This window comes from Ensifer sp. (assembly GCF_035999185.1).
GTDB lineage: Bacteria > Pseudomonadota > Alphaproteobacteria > Rhizobiales > Rhizobiaceae > Ensifer.
In genome coordinates this window covers 22116-35682 of record NZ_DASYHB010000050.1, presented here as the reverse complement: position 1 = coordinate 35682, position 13567 = coordinate 22116, and the positions used below count along the sequence as shown (strand labels likewise).

Genomic DNA, 13567 nt, shown 5'->3' with positions numbered 1-13567 from the left:
CACCGACAAGACCGATCGCACCATGACGAGCGTCACCGCGCAGGAAGCGCTTGATTTTCACTCGCAGGGTCGCCCCGGAAAGCTGGAGATTTCCCCCACCAAGGCGATGGCCACCCAGCGCGACCTGTCGCTTGCCTATTCCCCCGGCGTTGCGGTACCGGTGAAGGCGATAGCCGAGGATCCGAACACGGCATACGACTACACGACGCGCGGCAACATGGTCGCGGTCATCTCCAACGGCACCGCCATTCTCGGCCTCGGCAACCTCGGGGCACTTGCCTCCAAGCCGGTCATGGAAGGCAAGGCGGTGCTGTTCAAGCGCTTTGCCGACGTCGATTCCATCGACCTTGAAGTCGACACCGAAAACGTCGACGAATTCATCAACTGCGTGCGATTCCTCGGCCCCTCGTTCGGCGGCATCAACCTCGAAGACATCAAGGCGCCGGACTGTTTCATCATCGAGCAGAAGCTGCGCGAGGTCATGGACATCCCGGTGTTCCACGACGATCAGCACGGCACCGCGATCATCGCCGCCGCCGGCCTGATCAACGCGCTGGCGCTGACCGGCCGCGATTTCAAGACGACGAAGCTCGTCTGCAACGGCGCGGGGGCTGCAGCCATCGCCTGCATCGAACTCATCAAGTCGATGGGCTTCAACCCCGAAAACGTCATCCTGTGCGACACCAAGGGCGTGATCTTCGAGGGCCGTACCGAGGGCATGAACCAGTGGAAGTCGGCCCATGCGGTCAAGACTGACCGCCGCACGCTCGCCGAAGCGATGGACGGCGCCGACGTGGTCTTCGGCCTCTCGGCCAAGGGTGCGCTTTCGGAGGACATGGTGCGCTCGATGGCGCCGCGGCCGATCATCTTCGCCATGGCCAACCCGGATCCGGAAATCACGCCGGAAGAAGTTGCGCGCATCCGTGACGACGCGATCGTTGCCACCGGCCGTTCGGACTATCCGAACCAGGTCAACAACGTGCTCGGCTTCCCCTATATCTTCCGCGGCGCCCTCGACGTGCGCGCCACGACGATCAACGACGAGATGAAGATCGCGGCCGCGCAAGCACTCGCGAGCCTTGCCAAGGAAGACGTGCCGGATGATGTCGCTGCCGCCTACCAGGGCAACCGGCCGCGCTTCGGTCCGCAATACATCATTCCGGTTCCCTTCGATCCGCGCCTGATCTCGGCGATCCCGATGGCGGTTGCCAAGGCGGCGATCGAAAGCGGGGTTGCCCGCAAGCCGATCACCGATCTCGAAGCCTATGGCCGCCAGCTTTCCGCCCGTCGCGACCCGATCGCCTCGACGCTGCAGCGGATCTACGAGCGCGTCCGGCGTCAGCCGAAGCGCATCGTCTTTGCAGAAGGCGAAGAAGTACAGGTCATGCGTTCGGCGATCGCCTATGCCAACCAGCAGCTCGGCACCGCCATCCTGCTCGGCCGCGAGGAGCGCATGCGCGAGACGGCGGAGCGCGAGGGCATCGACCTCGACCGTCCCGGCATCCAGATCGTCAACGCGCGGCTTTCCAAGCGCGTCAGCGCCTATACCGACTATCTCTATGCCCGCCTGCAGCGCAAAGGCTTCCTCTTCCGCGACGCACAGCGCCTGATCAACAACGACCGCAACCACTTCGCCGCCTGCATGGTGGCGCTCGGGGATGCCGACGGCATGGTGACGGGCCTCACCCGCAACTATTCGACGGCACTGGAAGACGTGCGCCGCTGCATCGACCCGAAGCCGGGCCATCGCGTCATCGGCGTCTCGATCGCGCTTTGCCGCGGCCGCACCGTGCTCGTCGCAGACACGGCCGTGCACGACATGCCTACAGCCGAAGAGCTGGCCGATATCGCCGAGGAGGCTGCGGGTCTCGCCAAGCGCCTTGGCTATGTGCCGCGTGTGGCCATGCTTGCCTACTCGACGTTCGGCCACCCCTCCGGCGAACGCTCCGAGCGTGTCCGCGAGGCGGTCAACATCCTCGACAAGCGCCGGGTCGACTTCGAATATGACGGCGAAATGGCCGCCGACGTCGCGCTCAATCCGAAGGTGATGGAGCAGTATCCGTTCTGCCGCCTCTCGGGCACGGCCAACGTGCTGGTCATGCCGGCGTTCCATTCGGCATCGATCTCGACGAAAATGCTGCAGGAACTCGGCGGCTCGACGGTCATCGGCCCGCTGCTCGTCGGCTTCGACAAGTCGATCCAGATCGTCTCGATGTCGGCCAAGGATTCCGACATCGTCAATATGGCGGCGATCGCCGCCTATAACGCCGGTATGTAGGACCGACATTCCCGGCCCGGCGGCTGTCTCACTCTGGTACAGCCGCCTCCAATCGGGTCAACGTGCGACCCCGAATGGCACCAATTCGAAACAACTATAAAGAAGAAAAGCCCGCTTTCCGAAAAGGAGGCGGGCTTAGTAACATGCAATGCATTTATGTTTAAGGTAATGAAAGACGGAGTCTTGGGAACCCTATGCCTGCCGATCTCCGGAGATCGCCAGTTTCTCCATTTATTTTCTCTATTCGTTCGTCATTAAATTAGAGAAGAACATGACAATACATGTCTCTCTTTCGACCCTTAAAGTCAAACTGATCATTAATATTTGGTTAACCCCATCAGGGGTCGATTAGGAGACGGCGCCGCCAAAACGACCGGCATCGGCGCCGTAATAGTTGAGGTAGCGGCCGGAGATGTTGCTGATCGGCAATACGATCAAGACATCGGTCGTGCGGAAGGCGTGGTCGACCACGGCGCCATCACCAACCATGGCGCCGAGCCGCATGTAGCCCTTGATCAGCGGCGGCAGGGCGGACAGCGCCTTCTTCGCGTTGATCGCCTCGGCAGGCATCAGGTCCATCGTCCGGTGGAGTTCCGGGCGGGCACTGACAGCCCAGTCGTCGCGGGCGCGGATGTTGTGATGCAGGAAGGACAGCGCCAGTGCATGCTCGGCCGGAACGACACCCGGGAACGAGCCGCAACCGAACATCGCATCCATGCCGTATTTGAGGGCATAGGCCCAGTTACCCTGCCACAGCAGCTCCACCGTCCGCTTGGTGCGGTACTCCGGCAGCACGCAGGAGCGGCCAAGCTCCATGAAGCGCTTCGTCGGGTGGCGAGCGAGAAGCTGATCGATCGCAAATTCGGAAGCCGAGTAGAAGCCGCCCGAACGCTCGGCCACATCCTGGCGCAGCAGGCGATAGGTGCCGACGATCTGATCCTCGGCGTCGCCCTCGATCGCGGTATCGAGAACCAGGAGGTGATCGCAGATCGCGTCCCAGCTGTCGACGTCACGCTTGCGGCGGTCGGCTTCGGCACCAACCTGCGCCTTCATCTCCTCGACGAACACCTTGTAGCGCACGGCCTGGGCGGCATCGATCTCCGAGGCCGTGCGGGCAAGACGCGTCTCGAGATTGGCGATCCTGCCGAGAACGTCAGTCGCCGGGGCGGCGGGCTTCTTGCCGATGCAAGCCTGAGAAGTGTCAACCACGTTCGCTGAATCCAGTAGCTCGATGGCCATATCCGCGTCATCCCGAATCAAATCTGTCTGCCGGGCTTAGACCACGTTTCTGCAACAACATAGTGACATGAAAGCGGCGTACAACCCCCGCTCCCCGATCCATACCGTTAGCATTTCCGGCGTTACCGTTTGCGCAGCAGACGCGCGATCTCCGCTGTCAGCAAATGCGGCTCGACCGGCTTCGACAACACGGCATCGGCACCGGCTGCGAGCAGCCGGCCACGCATGTCCTCGCGGGTATCGGAGGTCAGGACGATCACCGGCAGACGCGCCCGCGAAAGGGCCGCTTCAGCGGCACGCATGTCCAACACCATCGAAAGACCGTCGCCGCCGGGCATGTTGAGATCGGTAACGAGAAGCTCCGGCATCGGGCGATCTGCGGACGGGCGCAGCGCGGTGGCCATGCTGCCAAAATCGCTGACCAGCTGCACGGAATGCCCCGAACGCTGGAGCACGGTGCGAATGATCAGGGCGTTGACCGGATCGTCTTCTGCCAGGAGGATCCCGCTTGCTTCCGCCTGAGCGGGCGCGGTTGCCGGCTCCTCGCGCAGAACCGGCCTGTTGTCGTTGATCGCATCGCGTTTCTCGATGCCCTTCAGTCGCCCGAGCAACACCTCGACGAGGGATTTTTCGCGCAGGGGCCGGATCAGCCAGGCCTCGTAACCGTCCATCTGGTTGACGGGATGACTGTTGCGCTCCTCCGGATTGATCAGGTAGGTGCGCCGAAGTTCGAGCCGTCCGACCGCCGGCTGCAGTGCCAAGAGCTGCTTGTATTGCTGTGCATGGCGATGATCGACGATCACATCGGTCAGCGGCTCGCCGCCCGCCAGCACCTGCGCGAGCACGTGTTGTGCTGCCGCCAGCGTCGTTGCACGGTGGCAGCGCCCGCCGAGCGTCGCGATCGTTGCGGCGAGTGCAGCCGAAGCCGGGCCATCCGGAGCCATAACCAGCACATGCGATCCGGCGAGACAGGACCGGCGCTCAGTTGCGACAGCCTCGATTTCGGCGAGCGGCAGGCGAATTTCAAAACGGCTGCCGCGACCGGGCGCACTTGCGGCCGTCAGGCTACCGCCGCAGGCCTGCATGATCCGTCGGGAGATGGCGAGCCCGAGGCCGGTGCCCTTGGCGCGCTGTTCTTCATCACCGGCCTGTTCGAACTCTTCGAAGATGCGTTTCAGATCCGCCGGCGACATGCCGGGGCCAGTGTCGTCGATGCGGATCCGCACGCTGTCGTCGATGGTGTCGGCGCTGACGAACACGCCACCGACTTCCGTGAACTTGACGGCATTGCCGATCACGTTGAACAACACCTGACGCAGGCGCGCCGCGTCGAAAGCCATGAGTGCGGGAACATCGACGGATACGGTGGCGCCGATTTCGATGCCCTTTTCGTGGGCGCGGTTGGAGAGCATTTCCACGACGCTCTCGATGACGCCGCGCGGATCCTGGCGGCTGGGGCGAAACTGGAACCGCCCGGCCGAGAGCGACGAGAAATCGATCAGATCCTCAACGAGCTGGACCAGCGCGTGGCCGGATTGCTGCATGCCGGCCAGGTAGTTCTTCTGCTCGCTCGACATGCGGGTCTGGCCAAGCAGGTGGCTCATGCCGAGGATGCCCGAAAGCGGCGTGCGAATCTCGTGGCTGACGGTGGCAAGCAGCTGCGACTTGGCGCGGCTTGCCTCTTCTGCGCGCCGGCGCGCCGCCTCGCGCTCCCGTGCTGCGCGCGCTTCCTCGGTCACGTCGCGCGCAATGCTGTGGCGCATGAGCTTGCCACTTGCCGGGTCGCGAGCGATCACGTCGTGCCAGTCGAAAAGACGGATACCGTCTGCCGCGGCGATGCGCACGAGGTAGTGATTGGGGCCGGCTTTCGGCTCGAAGTTCAGACCGAGAGCTGCACAGGTCTGTCCACGCGCATCCACATGGCCTGAGAGCTGATGGAAGACCGCATTGGCATAGACGATCTTTCCATCCATGCCGCGCATGATCGCGAGGTCGCCGAGCGCGTCGTGAATGGTCGACAGCAATGCCGAGGTTTCGGAGCGGTGCCAGTCGCTGTCTCTGTCCGCCTCTTCGTTCAGCTGCCGCTGGTCAAAGGAGCGGATCGCCTCGATGGCAAGCAGAAGAACCCCGACCAGACCGGCGGCAGCGATCGCTGCTGCGAACAGGTAAAAGCCGGCGTTGATTCCGATGACAAGAACGAGGCCTGAGGCAAACAGCCCGAGCAACGCCAGGGAGACCTGCTTCAGCGCGGAGCGCGCAACAACGTCGATCGCATCGCCGGGGCCGACCGTGGGCAATACCTCGACCGGCATCGCCATCGGCGCGTCTGTTCCCGCCCGGGCGTCTCTCCCGAAGCCGGATTCGATGCGTTGCAGCAATCGTGACGGTTCGCTCATGCCAACCGGCTAACACGACAAGCGTTCCGATTGGCTTCAACGCTTCGATAAAATCTTAGCGATCCGCCTTTTTCGCATGCAGCAGCTCGTCAAGAATGATGGCGCCGGCACCGATGGTGATGAACGTATCGGCCAGGTTGAAGACGGCGAAGGACCATGTCTCGGTGTAGAAGAGGATGTAGTCGATCACGTAGCCGAAGAGCAGCCGGTCGACGAGGTTGCCAAGCGCGCCGGCGATGATCAGGGCATAGCCGAAATGGGCGAAGAACCGGTCTTTCGGCGTGCGCTTCCAAAGCCAGAGCACGAAGGCGCAGACGGTGAGCCGCATGCCGACGATGAACCAGCCTTCCATGCCCGACAGCATCGAAAAGGCGACGCCGTAGTTGTAGGTGCGGTAGAGCGCCAGCATCGGCACGACATGGACCGCCTGGTTGAAGGGCAGGTAGAGCTCGACCAGATACTTGATCAGCTGATCCGCAACGAGCGCAAGAAGGATGAAGACCGCGATCGGCAGGGGCCGGGAAAACAGAACCTGCTTCTCGCTCATGCGCGGGCATCCAGCGTCAGAAGATGACGGCGCGCTTCAAACAGCATGATGCCGGTGGCGATCGCCAGATTGAGCGAGTCGGCGCGCCCGGCCTGCGGGATCCGCGCCAATGCGCCGGCTTCGCGGGCAAGGTCTTCCGGCAAGCCTGCCTGCTCGTTGCCCATCAGGATGACCACGGGCTTGGACTTGTAATCGATGGTGCGGTAGTCGACGGCGCCGGCGAGATGCGTTGCAACCACCTTCACACCGGCCGACTTCTGCCAGCGGATGAAGTCTTCGGCGCTTGCACGTGCCACGGGCATCGCAAAGACCGAGCCCATGGTGGCGCGCACGGTTTCGAGAGAAAATGGATCGGTGGTTTCGCCGACGAGGATGACGCCGGAGGCGCCTGCAGCATCGGCCGTGCGGATGATTGTGCCGAGATTGCCGGGGTCACGCACCCGGTCGAGCGCGACGTAGGTCTGGCCGAGCTCGGGCTTCAGATCCTTCAGCGACTGGTAGCGCTGCTCGAAGATGCCGACGACCATCTGCGGGTTGTCGCGCCGGGTGATGGTCGACAGCACCTTTTCGCTGACTTCGAGAACAAGGCCGCCCTTGGCGACGGTCTTGGCCGCCACCTGCTCGACGTGCGGCTTGCCCTTGGCCGCCTTCGCATAGATCAGCGTCTTGATCTTCCAGCCGAGGTCGAGCGCGTCGATCACCAGCTTCAGCCCCTCGGCCATGAAGGAGCGCGTCTCGTCGCGGTGCTTCTTCTGTGCCAGCGCGCGGATGTCCTTGATGATCGGGTTGGTGAGGCTCGTGACCTCCTTCACCTGACCGACACGGCCCGCGCCGTGCTCGCTTCTGTCGTTCGTCATTGCGGTACCCAGCGGCTGAAGAGAGAGGTCGAAAGCGCCCTGCCCGGCTTAAGGCCGTCAAGCCCGCCCTCGCGGATGATGAGTTCGCCCGACTCCACCCGGCCGCCGCGGCCGCGCATCGTCTCGCGCATCAGTTCATGGATCGAATAGAAGCTCGCCCGGATCGAATAGGCCGTCAAAACCAGGCCCCGCGCCTCCGGAGACAGGATCTCGCGGCAGATGTCGAGCATTGCCGCCAGATGGTCGAAGAGCTGCCAGACCTCGCCGTTCGGTCCGCGACCGAACTTCGGCGGGTCGGTCAAGATGATGTCGTATCGGCTGCCGCGGCGCTCCTCGCGCTGGATGAACTTCATCGCATCGTCGCAGATCCAGCGGATCGGCAGCTTTTCGGCGCGCGCCAGAGCCTGGTTTTCGCGCGCCCAGCCGATCGCCTTCTTCGAGGCATCGACATGCGTCACCTCGGCGCCGGCCTTGGCGGCGATCAGCGAGGCGACGCCGGTATAGCCAAAGAGGTTCAGAACCTTGAGCGGCCGGCCAGCGGCCTCGACCTGGTCCTTGACCCAACTCCAATGGGCAAGCTGCTCGGGAAAGACGCCGACATGGCGGAACGAGGTGAAGCGACCGTGGAACTCGGTGTCGAGAAGCTGCATCGGCCAGGTTTCGCCAAGGACGGCACCGGGAAACCGCCAGCGCCCCATGCCATCCTCGTCCGTGTCGCCGGTGAAGATCGCGTCCGCGTTCTCCCAGACATGATCGGGAAGGCTGCGTGGCCACAGCGCCTGCGCCTCGGGGCGCACGATGCGATAGGGGCCGTATTGCTCAAGCTTCTCGCCGGCGCCGCTGTCGATGAGATGATAGCCGGAGGCTCCGACCGTTTCGAGGATCAGCGGCACGTTTTCGCCCGGCTTGTCGCCGGTGCGCCGAACAATCACCCGCGCCGGCACCTCTGGTGCGGCCGGATGCTTGACGGGCTTGTCGTGTGTCTCGACGTCGCGCGCTGCGGATACCCGCGCCGGCCGCTCCTTGCCGAAACCGCCACCCTTGGCGGGGGCCGACCGTTTCTGATCGTGGCGACCGCCGCCACGCGCCTCGGCGCCGCGACCCTTGGCCGTGGTCACGGACGCATTTTTCGACCGCCGATCCTTTTCCTTCACGCTGAAATCCCTGGGCTTTGTTGGAGCATGCTTTGCCTGCCTTCCGCAGTATCGGGCGCGGGCGGGCAGGCGCCATGAGGTTTGTCGCCGCAGCCTTGCTCGTGCCGCAGCATTCATTGAGGTGCAAATAGCATCGCTGATGCACTTGGCAAAGCCGTTTCCGATTTGTGACGATCAGCGCCGGGAAAGCCGCTGCAAATTTTCGTCAAGTCGATACCGACGTCGGGACAAAATTCTGCAGCACGTCTAAGGTGATGCAGCAACCATCACACGCCAGCAGCGATGGTCGGGTTACCGCACGGGGAGGAAAGCGCATGGACATGACCGGCGAAGAGCGGATTGCGGCTGGGCGCGATGCGGTGTGGCGCGGCCTCAACGATCCGGAAATCCTCAAGCGCTGCATCCCTGGCTGCCAATCGCTGGAAATGACGTCACCGAGCGAACTTGCAGCGGTGGTGAAGATCAAGATCGGCCCCGTCTCCGCTTCGTTCGCGGGCAATGTCGTGCTTTCCAATCTCAACGCGCCCGAGAGCTATACGATATCAGGCGAAGGCAAGGGTGGCATTGCCGGTTTTGCCAAGGGCGGCGCCGACGTCACGCTGATCGAGGACGGTTTGGAAACGGTGCTGCGCTACGACGTCAAGGCAGAGATCGGCGGCAAGCTTGCCCAGCTTGGTTCGCGCCTCATTGACTCGACCGCAAAGAAACTGGCGCAACAGTTCTTTGCCGACTTCGGCGCGGCCGTGGGCGGACCGGCAGAAGCATCAAGCTGAGCGACGACGCGACCCGGGACGTCCGCTCGAAGTCCGGACTGCGCCGTTGAGGTCAGCTCTGCGGTGCGGCAAGGGTGGCTTGAGTGGCGAGCTTCTCGGCCTGGCTGCGGTGCTTTTCTGCCTCGCGGTGCCATTTCAGCGCTTCATTCGCCTCGGTGCGCGCGCGACGCCGGTGCTTGCCTTGGCTGAACCAGGTCGCCGCAGCGCCCAGGATCACGCCGACGATGACGGCGAGAAACAGGAAGACGAAGAATGGCGCGCTGACGGAGAGCACACTGTCCTCCGGCCGAAACGGGTTGAGCGCCAGCGTCACGCTCTGACGGTTGGCAACGCTAAGTACGATCAAGATCACGCCAACGGGGACGAGAAAAACGATGTTGATCAGTTTCTTGAACATTCAATCGCTCCATCTTGGCGGCGGCATATGCCTTCCGGTGTCTTAAGGGACAACGGGCGCCAATTGCGCCAAAATGCTGACGTCGGTGAAAATCAGTCCTCGTCGTCGCCGTTCATGCCGGGATTGAGGCGCTCCCGCAATTCCTTGCCGGTCTTGAAGAACGGCACCCACTTTTCCTCGACGAAGACGGAATCGCCGGTGCGCGGATTGCGGCCGGACCGCGACGGCCGGTTCTTGACCGAGAAAGCGCCGAAGCCGCGCAGCTCGACCCGGTTGCCTGACGCGAGCGCGTCGGTGATCTCATCGAGGACCGCATTGACGATATTTTCGACGTCGCGGTGATAGAGATGCGGATTGCGAGCTGCAACAATCTGCACCAGTTCTGACTTGATCACTGTCGCCCCCTCAAATTCTTGTTTGTTTTGCTTTTTCGGTCTGCATGGTGATTACCGACCCGGTGTGGCAGACGCTGCGACGGCGCCGCCAGTCCCTGGACGGTTCAGGCTGGGCATATGTCGCCTTCCTCATTGACCATCAACCTGCCAAACCGAAACAAGACCGTCAAGAAACAACTTGTCGCCCGCAATTTTTTCGAGCCCGCTCATTGCCGGAAAAGCGTCATATCCCAACATCTTGATCCAGTTGGCGGCGATCGCGCCGAGGCCAAATGGCAGGGTTTTTCGCGGCGCCTCCCAATCGACGATCGGCAGGTCCTTCGAGACCTTTTTCTCGGTCAGGAAGGCGCGAATTTCATCCTCCCCCCCCAACGTATCGACGAGCTTGGCTTTCAAGGCCTGGCGGCCTGTAAAAATGCGCCCGTCGGCGAGCAGCAGCGCATCGGGGCGCTCAAGCTTGCGGCGTTCGGCAACCAGGTCGACGAACCAGGCATAGCTGTCGTCGATCATCGACTGGATCATTGCCTTGGCTTCGTCGCTCGCAGGGTGGAAGGGCGACGGCTCCGCCTTGAGCGGCCGCGACTTGATCGATTCCAGCGACACGCCAACCTTGTCCATCAGGTCCTTGATCTGCGGATACTGGAAAATGACGCCAATGGAGCCGGTGATCGAGCTTTCTCCGGCAACGATTGTGTCACCGGCCAGCGCAATCATGTAGCCCGCCGAAGCGGCAAGTGTGCGGACATCGGAGACGACCGGCTTCTTGGCCGCCACCTTGCGGATCGCCTTGTAAAGCACTTCGCCGCCATAGGTCGTGCCGCCAGGAGACGAGATGGTCACGACCAGCGCCTTGACGCTGTCATTGTCGGCGATCTTCTGAAGGCGCTCGAGGAGCTCGCGGTCATCCTGGATCAACCCGGTGATGGTCACGCGGGCCACGTGCTGCCGGTTGCGACCAACGTCGTCGGCGGCTCCCGACCAGGCAAAGATCGCAAGGGCTGCAGCCACAAGCAGACCCGCCACCACAAAGCGCCAGAAGCTCAACTTCCTGCGCAGGCTGCGGCGATCGGCAATGGCGAGTTCGTCCATGTGGCTTTCTCCCGAAAAGTTGGCGCAGCTTCTGTCAGTTTCCGCGGGAACGTGTTATCTGCGCGCTTAGAGCGCATATTCCATAAACACGCTTGGCAACGGTTGAAAGCCGCAGCTGGCGTTTTCGTGTTTCACCCGAGTTTTTTTGCGGCACCATTGTGCGACAGCAAAAAATATCCATATTTGCGGCGACTTACACCATTGTATGTATACGGCCCTTTTTCCGGGTCAGCGACAAAACTATCAGAACCGACAGGCCCTTTCATGTTGAACCACGCGCCAGCCCCGGGCATTTTTGCCGACATGGGTGCGAGCTCCGCCGACGCCTATGCGCTCGCTGCGCGGCATTCCGCGCGCGTGCGCCGGCTGAAGGTCATTCTGCCCGTCGTTGCCGGCCTCATCGCCGCGATCTTCGCCGGCGTAACCTTTGTCAGGGCCTTTATTCCCGTCGACCTGCAGCTCGAAACGGCAACCATCGAAGACGGCAAGATCGTCATGAAGAACCCGGCGATTTCCGGCCGCAACAAGCAGGGCATCAGCTATTCGATGAAGGCGCAGCGCGCGCTCCAGGATATCGCCAACCCGGATATCATCACGCTGCAGACGATCCATGCGGAAATGCCGATGAAAGGCTCGATGATTGCGACCGTGGACGCCACCAACGGCATCTACGACCGCGGCGCAAACACGCTCGACATGAACGCCCCGTTCACCATTTCGGTCAATAATGGCATCAACGCCGACTTCCAGTCGGCGTATCTGGACATCAATGCCGGCGAGATGGAAACGAAGCGTCCCGTTGCGATCAGCATGAAGGGCGGTTCGATCATTGCGCAGACGCTGCGAATGACGGATAAGGGACGTATTGTAACATTTGAGGGCATGGTGAGGGTGAACATCGAGCCCAGTGCCATCCGCAAGAACGCCAAATAGAACCCGGTGCACTCCATGTCGGTCACAACCGCTTCATTTTTCAAGATTTCGGCCAGCCTGGCGATTGCCGGCCTCGGCGCACTGATCATTGCCTCCGGCGCATCCGCCCAAGCCACGTCGAGCAAGATGAAGGGCCTGCAGCTCTCCAACGACCAGCCGATCCAGATCGAGAGCGACAAGCTGGAGATCAAGGACCCGGAGAGCAAGGCGATCTTTACCGGCAACGTCAAGGTCGTGCAGGGCACGACGACGCTTCAGGCCGGCAACATGGTGGTCTTCTACAAGTCCGGCGCAGGCTCGGTTTCGAGCGGCGACGCCGACATCGATCGCATCGAGGTCAGCAACAAGGTTTTCCTCAGCTCAGGCACGCAGCAGGCAACGGCCGACACCGGCTCGTTTGACATGACGAAGCAGGTTTTCGTGCTCAAGGGCGACAAGGTGGTGCTGTCGGAAGGCAAGAACGTCTTCGTCGGTTGCCAGCTCAATGTCCATATGGAAAGCGGGGAGGCCCAGCTCGAAGCCTGCGGCGGCCGCGTGCAAATCCAGCTCGACCCGAAGTCCCGCAAGCAGAACTGACGTAGACCGCTCGTGCAACTTCCCTTTCTCCACAAGCGCAAACGGGTCCGCAAGCCGTCGGCGACAGCCACGGCCGCCTCAGGGCACACGGTCGACAAGGCGCGCTACGACGGTACGCTGATCGCCCGCGGCCTGACGAAGGCCTATCGTGAGCGCCGTGTCGTCAACGGCGTTTCGCTGGTGGTGCGGCGCGGCGAGGCTGTGGGACTGCTCGGCCCCAACGGCGCTGGCAAGACCACCTGCTTCTACATGATCACCGGCCTTGTTCCGGTGGACGAAGGCTCGATCGAGATCAACGGCAACGACGTCACGACCATGCCGATGTACCGGCGCGCGCGCCTTGGCGTCGGCTACCTGCCGCAGGAAGCATCGATCTTTCGCGGACTGACGGTCGAGGAAAACATCCGCGCCGTGCTCGAAGTGCACGACAAGAACCTGGAGCGGCGCGAGAGCAAGCTCAACGACCTGCTCGGCGAGTTCAACATCACGCACCTGCGCAAGTCGCCGGCGATCGCACTGTCCGGCGGTGAACGCAGACGCCTCGAAATTGCGCGCGCGCTCGCAACCGACCCGACCTTCATGCTGCTCGACGAGCCGTTTGCCGGTGTCGACCCAATCTCGGTCGCCGATATCCAGGCGCTTGTCAGGCACCTCACTTCGCGCGGCATCGGCGTGCTCATCACCGACCACAACGTCCGCGAGACCCTCGGACTGATCGACCGTGCCTACATCATCCATGCCGGCGAAGTGCTGACGCATGGTCGCGCCAACGACATCGTCACCAATCCTGACGTGCGCAGGCTCTATCTCGGCGACAATTTCAGCCTCTGAATCTGCCGGCGCGGCGATTCCGGCCGCGACCACGCTTGACCAAACCTTTCCGATAAGCAATTTTTGGGCCAAACGATAAAAGGTCCGTCCGGCAACAGGAAA

Annotated in this window: 13 protein-coding genes; 5 read left to right on the top strand and 8 right to left on the bottom strand. The window is 62.4% G+C overall.

Annotated elements, in window-relative coordinates; genetic code table 11:
* Window positions 1–2278: NADP-dependent malic enzyme (locus VGO04_RS05525; RefSeq protein ID WP_327494962.1), on the top strand; the 2278-nt coding region annotated here is incomplete at its 5' end.
* Between the two features lie 348 nt (window positions 2279–2626).
* On the opposite strand, the gene VGO04_RS05520 is transcribed toward VGO04_RS05525, so the two are convergent.
* The 5 genes from VGO04_RS05520 to VGO04_RS05500 form a co-directional block, all read right to left on the bottom strand.
* The gene (locus tag VGO04_RS05520) at window positions 2627–3517 is read right to left on the bottom strand and encodes a GNAT family N-acetyltransferase (protein WP_327494961.1); all 891 of its coding nucleotides are present in this window, start codon (window positions 3515–3517) and stop codon (window positions 2627–2629) included.
* A gap of 122 nt (window positions 3518–3639) precedes the next feature.
* Window positions 3640–5913 carry an ATP-binding protein gene (locus tag VGO04_RS05515; RefSeq protein ID WP_327494960.1) on the bottom strand — a complete coding sequence of 758 codons (2274 nt, stop codon included), beginning with the start codon at window positions 5911–5913 and terminating at the stop codon, window positions 3640–3642.
* Window positions 5914–5968: 55 nt separating this feature from the next.
* Window positions 5969–6460 carry a signal peptidase II gene (gene lspA / locus VGO04_RS05510; protein WP_327494959.1) on the bottom strand — a complete coding sequence of 164 codons (492 nt, stop codon included), beginning with the start codon at window positions 6458–6460 and terminating at the stop codon, window positions 5969–5971.
* A complete protein-coding gene (locus VGO04_RS05505; protein WP_327494958.1) occupies window positions 6457–7317 on the bottom strand; it encodes an RNA methyltransferase in 861 nt (286 codons plus the stop codon). The genes lspA and VGO04_RS05505 overlap by 4 nt, the downstream gene beginning before the upstream one ends.
* On the bottom strand, window positions 7314–8471 hold the full coding sequence (locus tag VGO04_RS05500; protein WP_327494956.1) for a class I SAM-dependent rRNA methyltransferase: 1158 nt from the start codon (window positions 8469–8471) through the stop codon (window positions 7314–7316). The genes VGO04_RS05505 and VGO04_RS05500 overlap by 4 nt, the downstream gene beginning before the upstream one ends.
* Window positions 8472–8785: 314 nt before the next feature.
* Between VGO04_RS05500 and VGO04_RS05495 the strand changes: the two genes are divergently transcribed.
* On the top strand, window positions 8786–9244 hold the full coding sequence (locus VGO04_RS05495) for a carbon monoxide dehydrogenase subunit G (protein ID WP_327494955.1): 459 nt from the start codon (window positions 8786–8788) through the stop codon (window positions 9242–9244).
* A 52-nt stretch (window positions 9245–9296) separates the two neighbouring features.
* On the opposite strand, the gene VGO04_RS05490 is transcribed toward VGO04_RS05495, so the two are convergent.
* The 3 genes from VGO04_RS05490 to sppA form a co-directional block, all read right to left on the bottom strand.
* Window positions 9297–9641 carry a DUF1049 domain-containing protein gene (locus VGO04_RS05490; RefSeq protein WP_327494954.1) on the bottom strand — a complete coding sequence of 115 codons (345 nt, stop codon included), beginning with the start codon at window positions 9639–9641 and terminating at the stop codon, window positions 9297–9299.
* A 92-nt stretch (window positions 9642–9733) separates the two neighbouring features.
* Window positions 9734–10036, bottom strand: a complete 303-nt coding sequence (locus VGO04_RS05485; protein ID WP_057247998.1) for an integration host factor subunit beta — start codon at window positions 10034–10036, stop codon at window positions 9734–9736.
* A 129-nt stretch (window positions 10037–10165) separates the two neighbouring features.
* A complete protein-coding gene (sppA, locus tag VGO04_RS05480) occupies window positions 10166–11125 on the bottom strand; it encodes a signal peptide peptidase SppA (protein ID WP_327494953.1) in 960 nt (319 codons plus the stop codon).
* A gap of 264 nt (window positions 11126–11389) precedes the next feature.
* Here sppA and lptC point away from each other — a divergent pair, with 264 nt between their 5' ends.
* Genes lptC through lptB form a run of 3 tightly spaced genes read left to right on the top strand, consistent with a single transcriptional unit; the run spans window position 11390 to window position 13465 of the window.
* Entirely contained in the window at window positions 11390–12058 is a 669-nt protein-coding gene (gene lptC, locus VGO04_RS05475) for an LPS export ABC transporter periplasmic protein LptC (protein ID WP_327494952.1), read from the top strand.
* A gap of 15 nt (window positions 12059–12073) precedes the next feature.
* Window positions 12074–12634 (top strand): LptA/OstA family protein, encoded by a 561-nt coding sequence (locus VGO04_RS05470; protein ID WP_327494951.1) that lies wholly within the window; start codon window positions 12074–12076, stop codon window positions 12632–12634.
* Between the two features lie 12 nt (window positions 12635–12646).
* Window positions 12647–13465 carry an LPS export ABC transporter ATP-binding protein gene (gene lptB / locus VGO04_RS05465; RefSeq protein WP_327494950.1) on the top strand — a complete coding sequence of 273 codons (819 nt, stop codon included), beginning with the start codon at window positions 12647–12649 and terminating at the stop codon, window positions 13463–13465.
* Window positions 13466–13567: the final 102 nt, after the last annotated feature.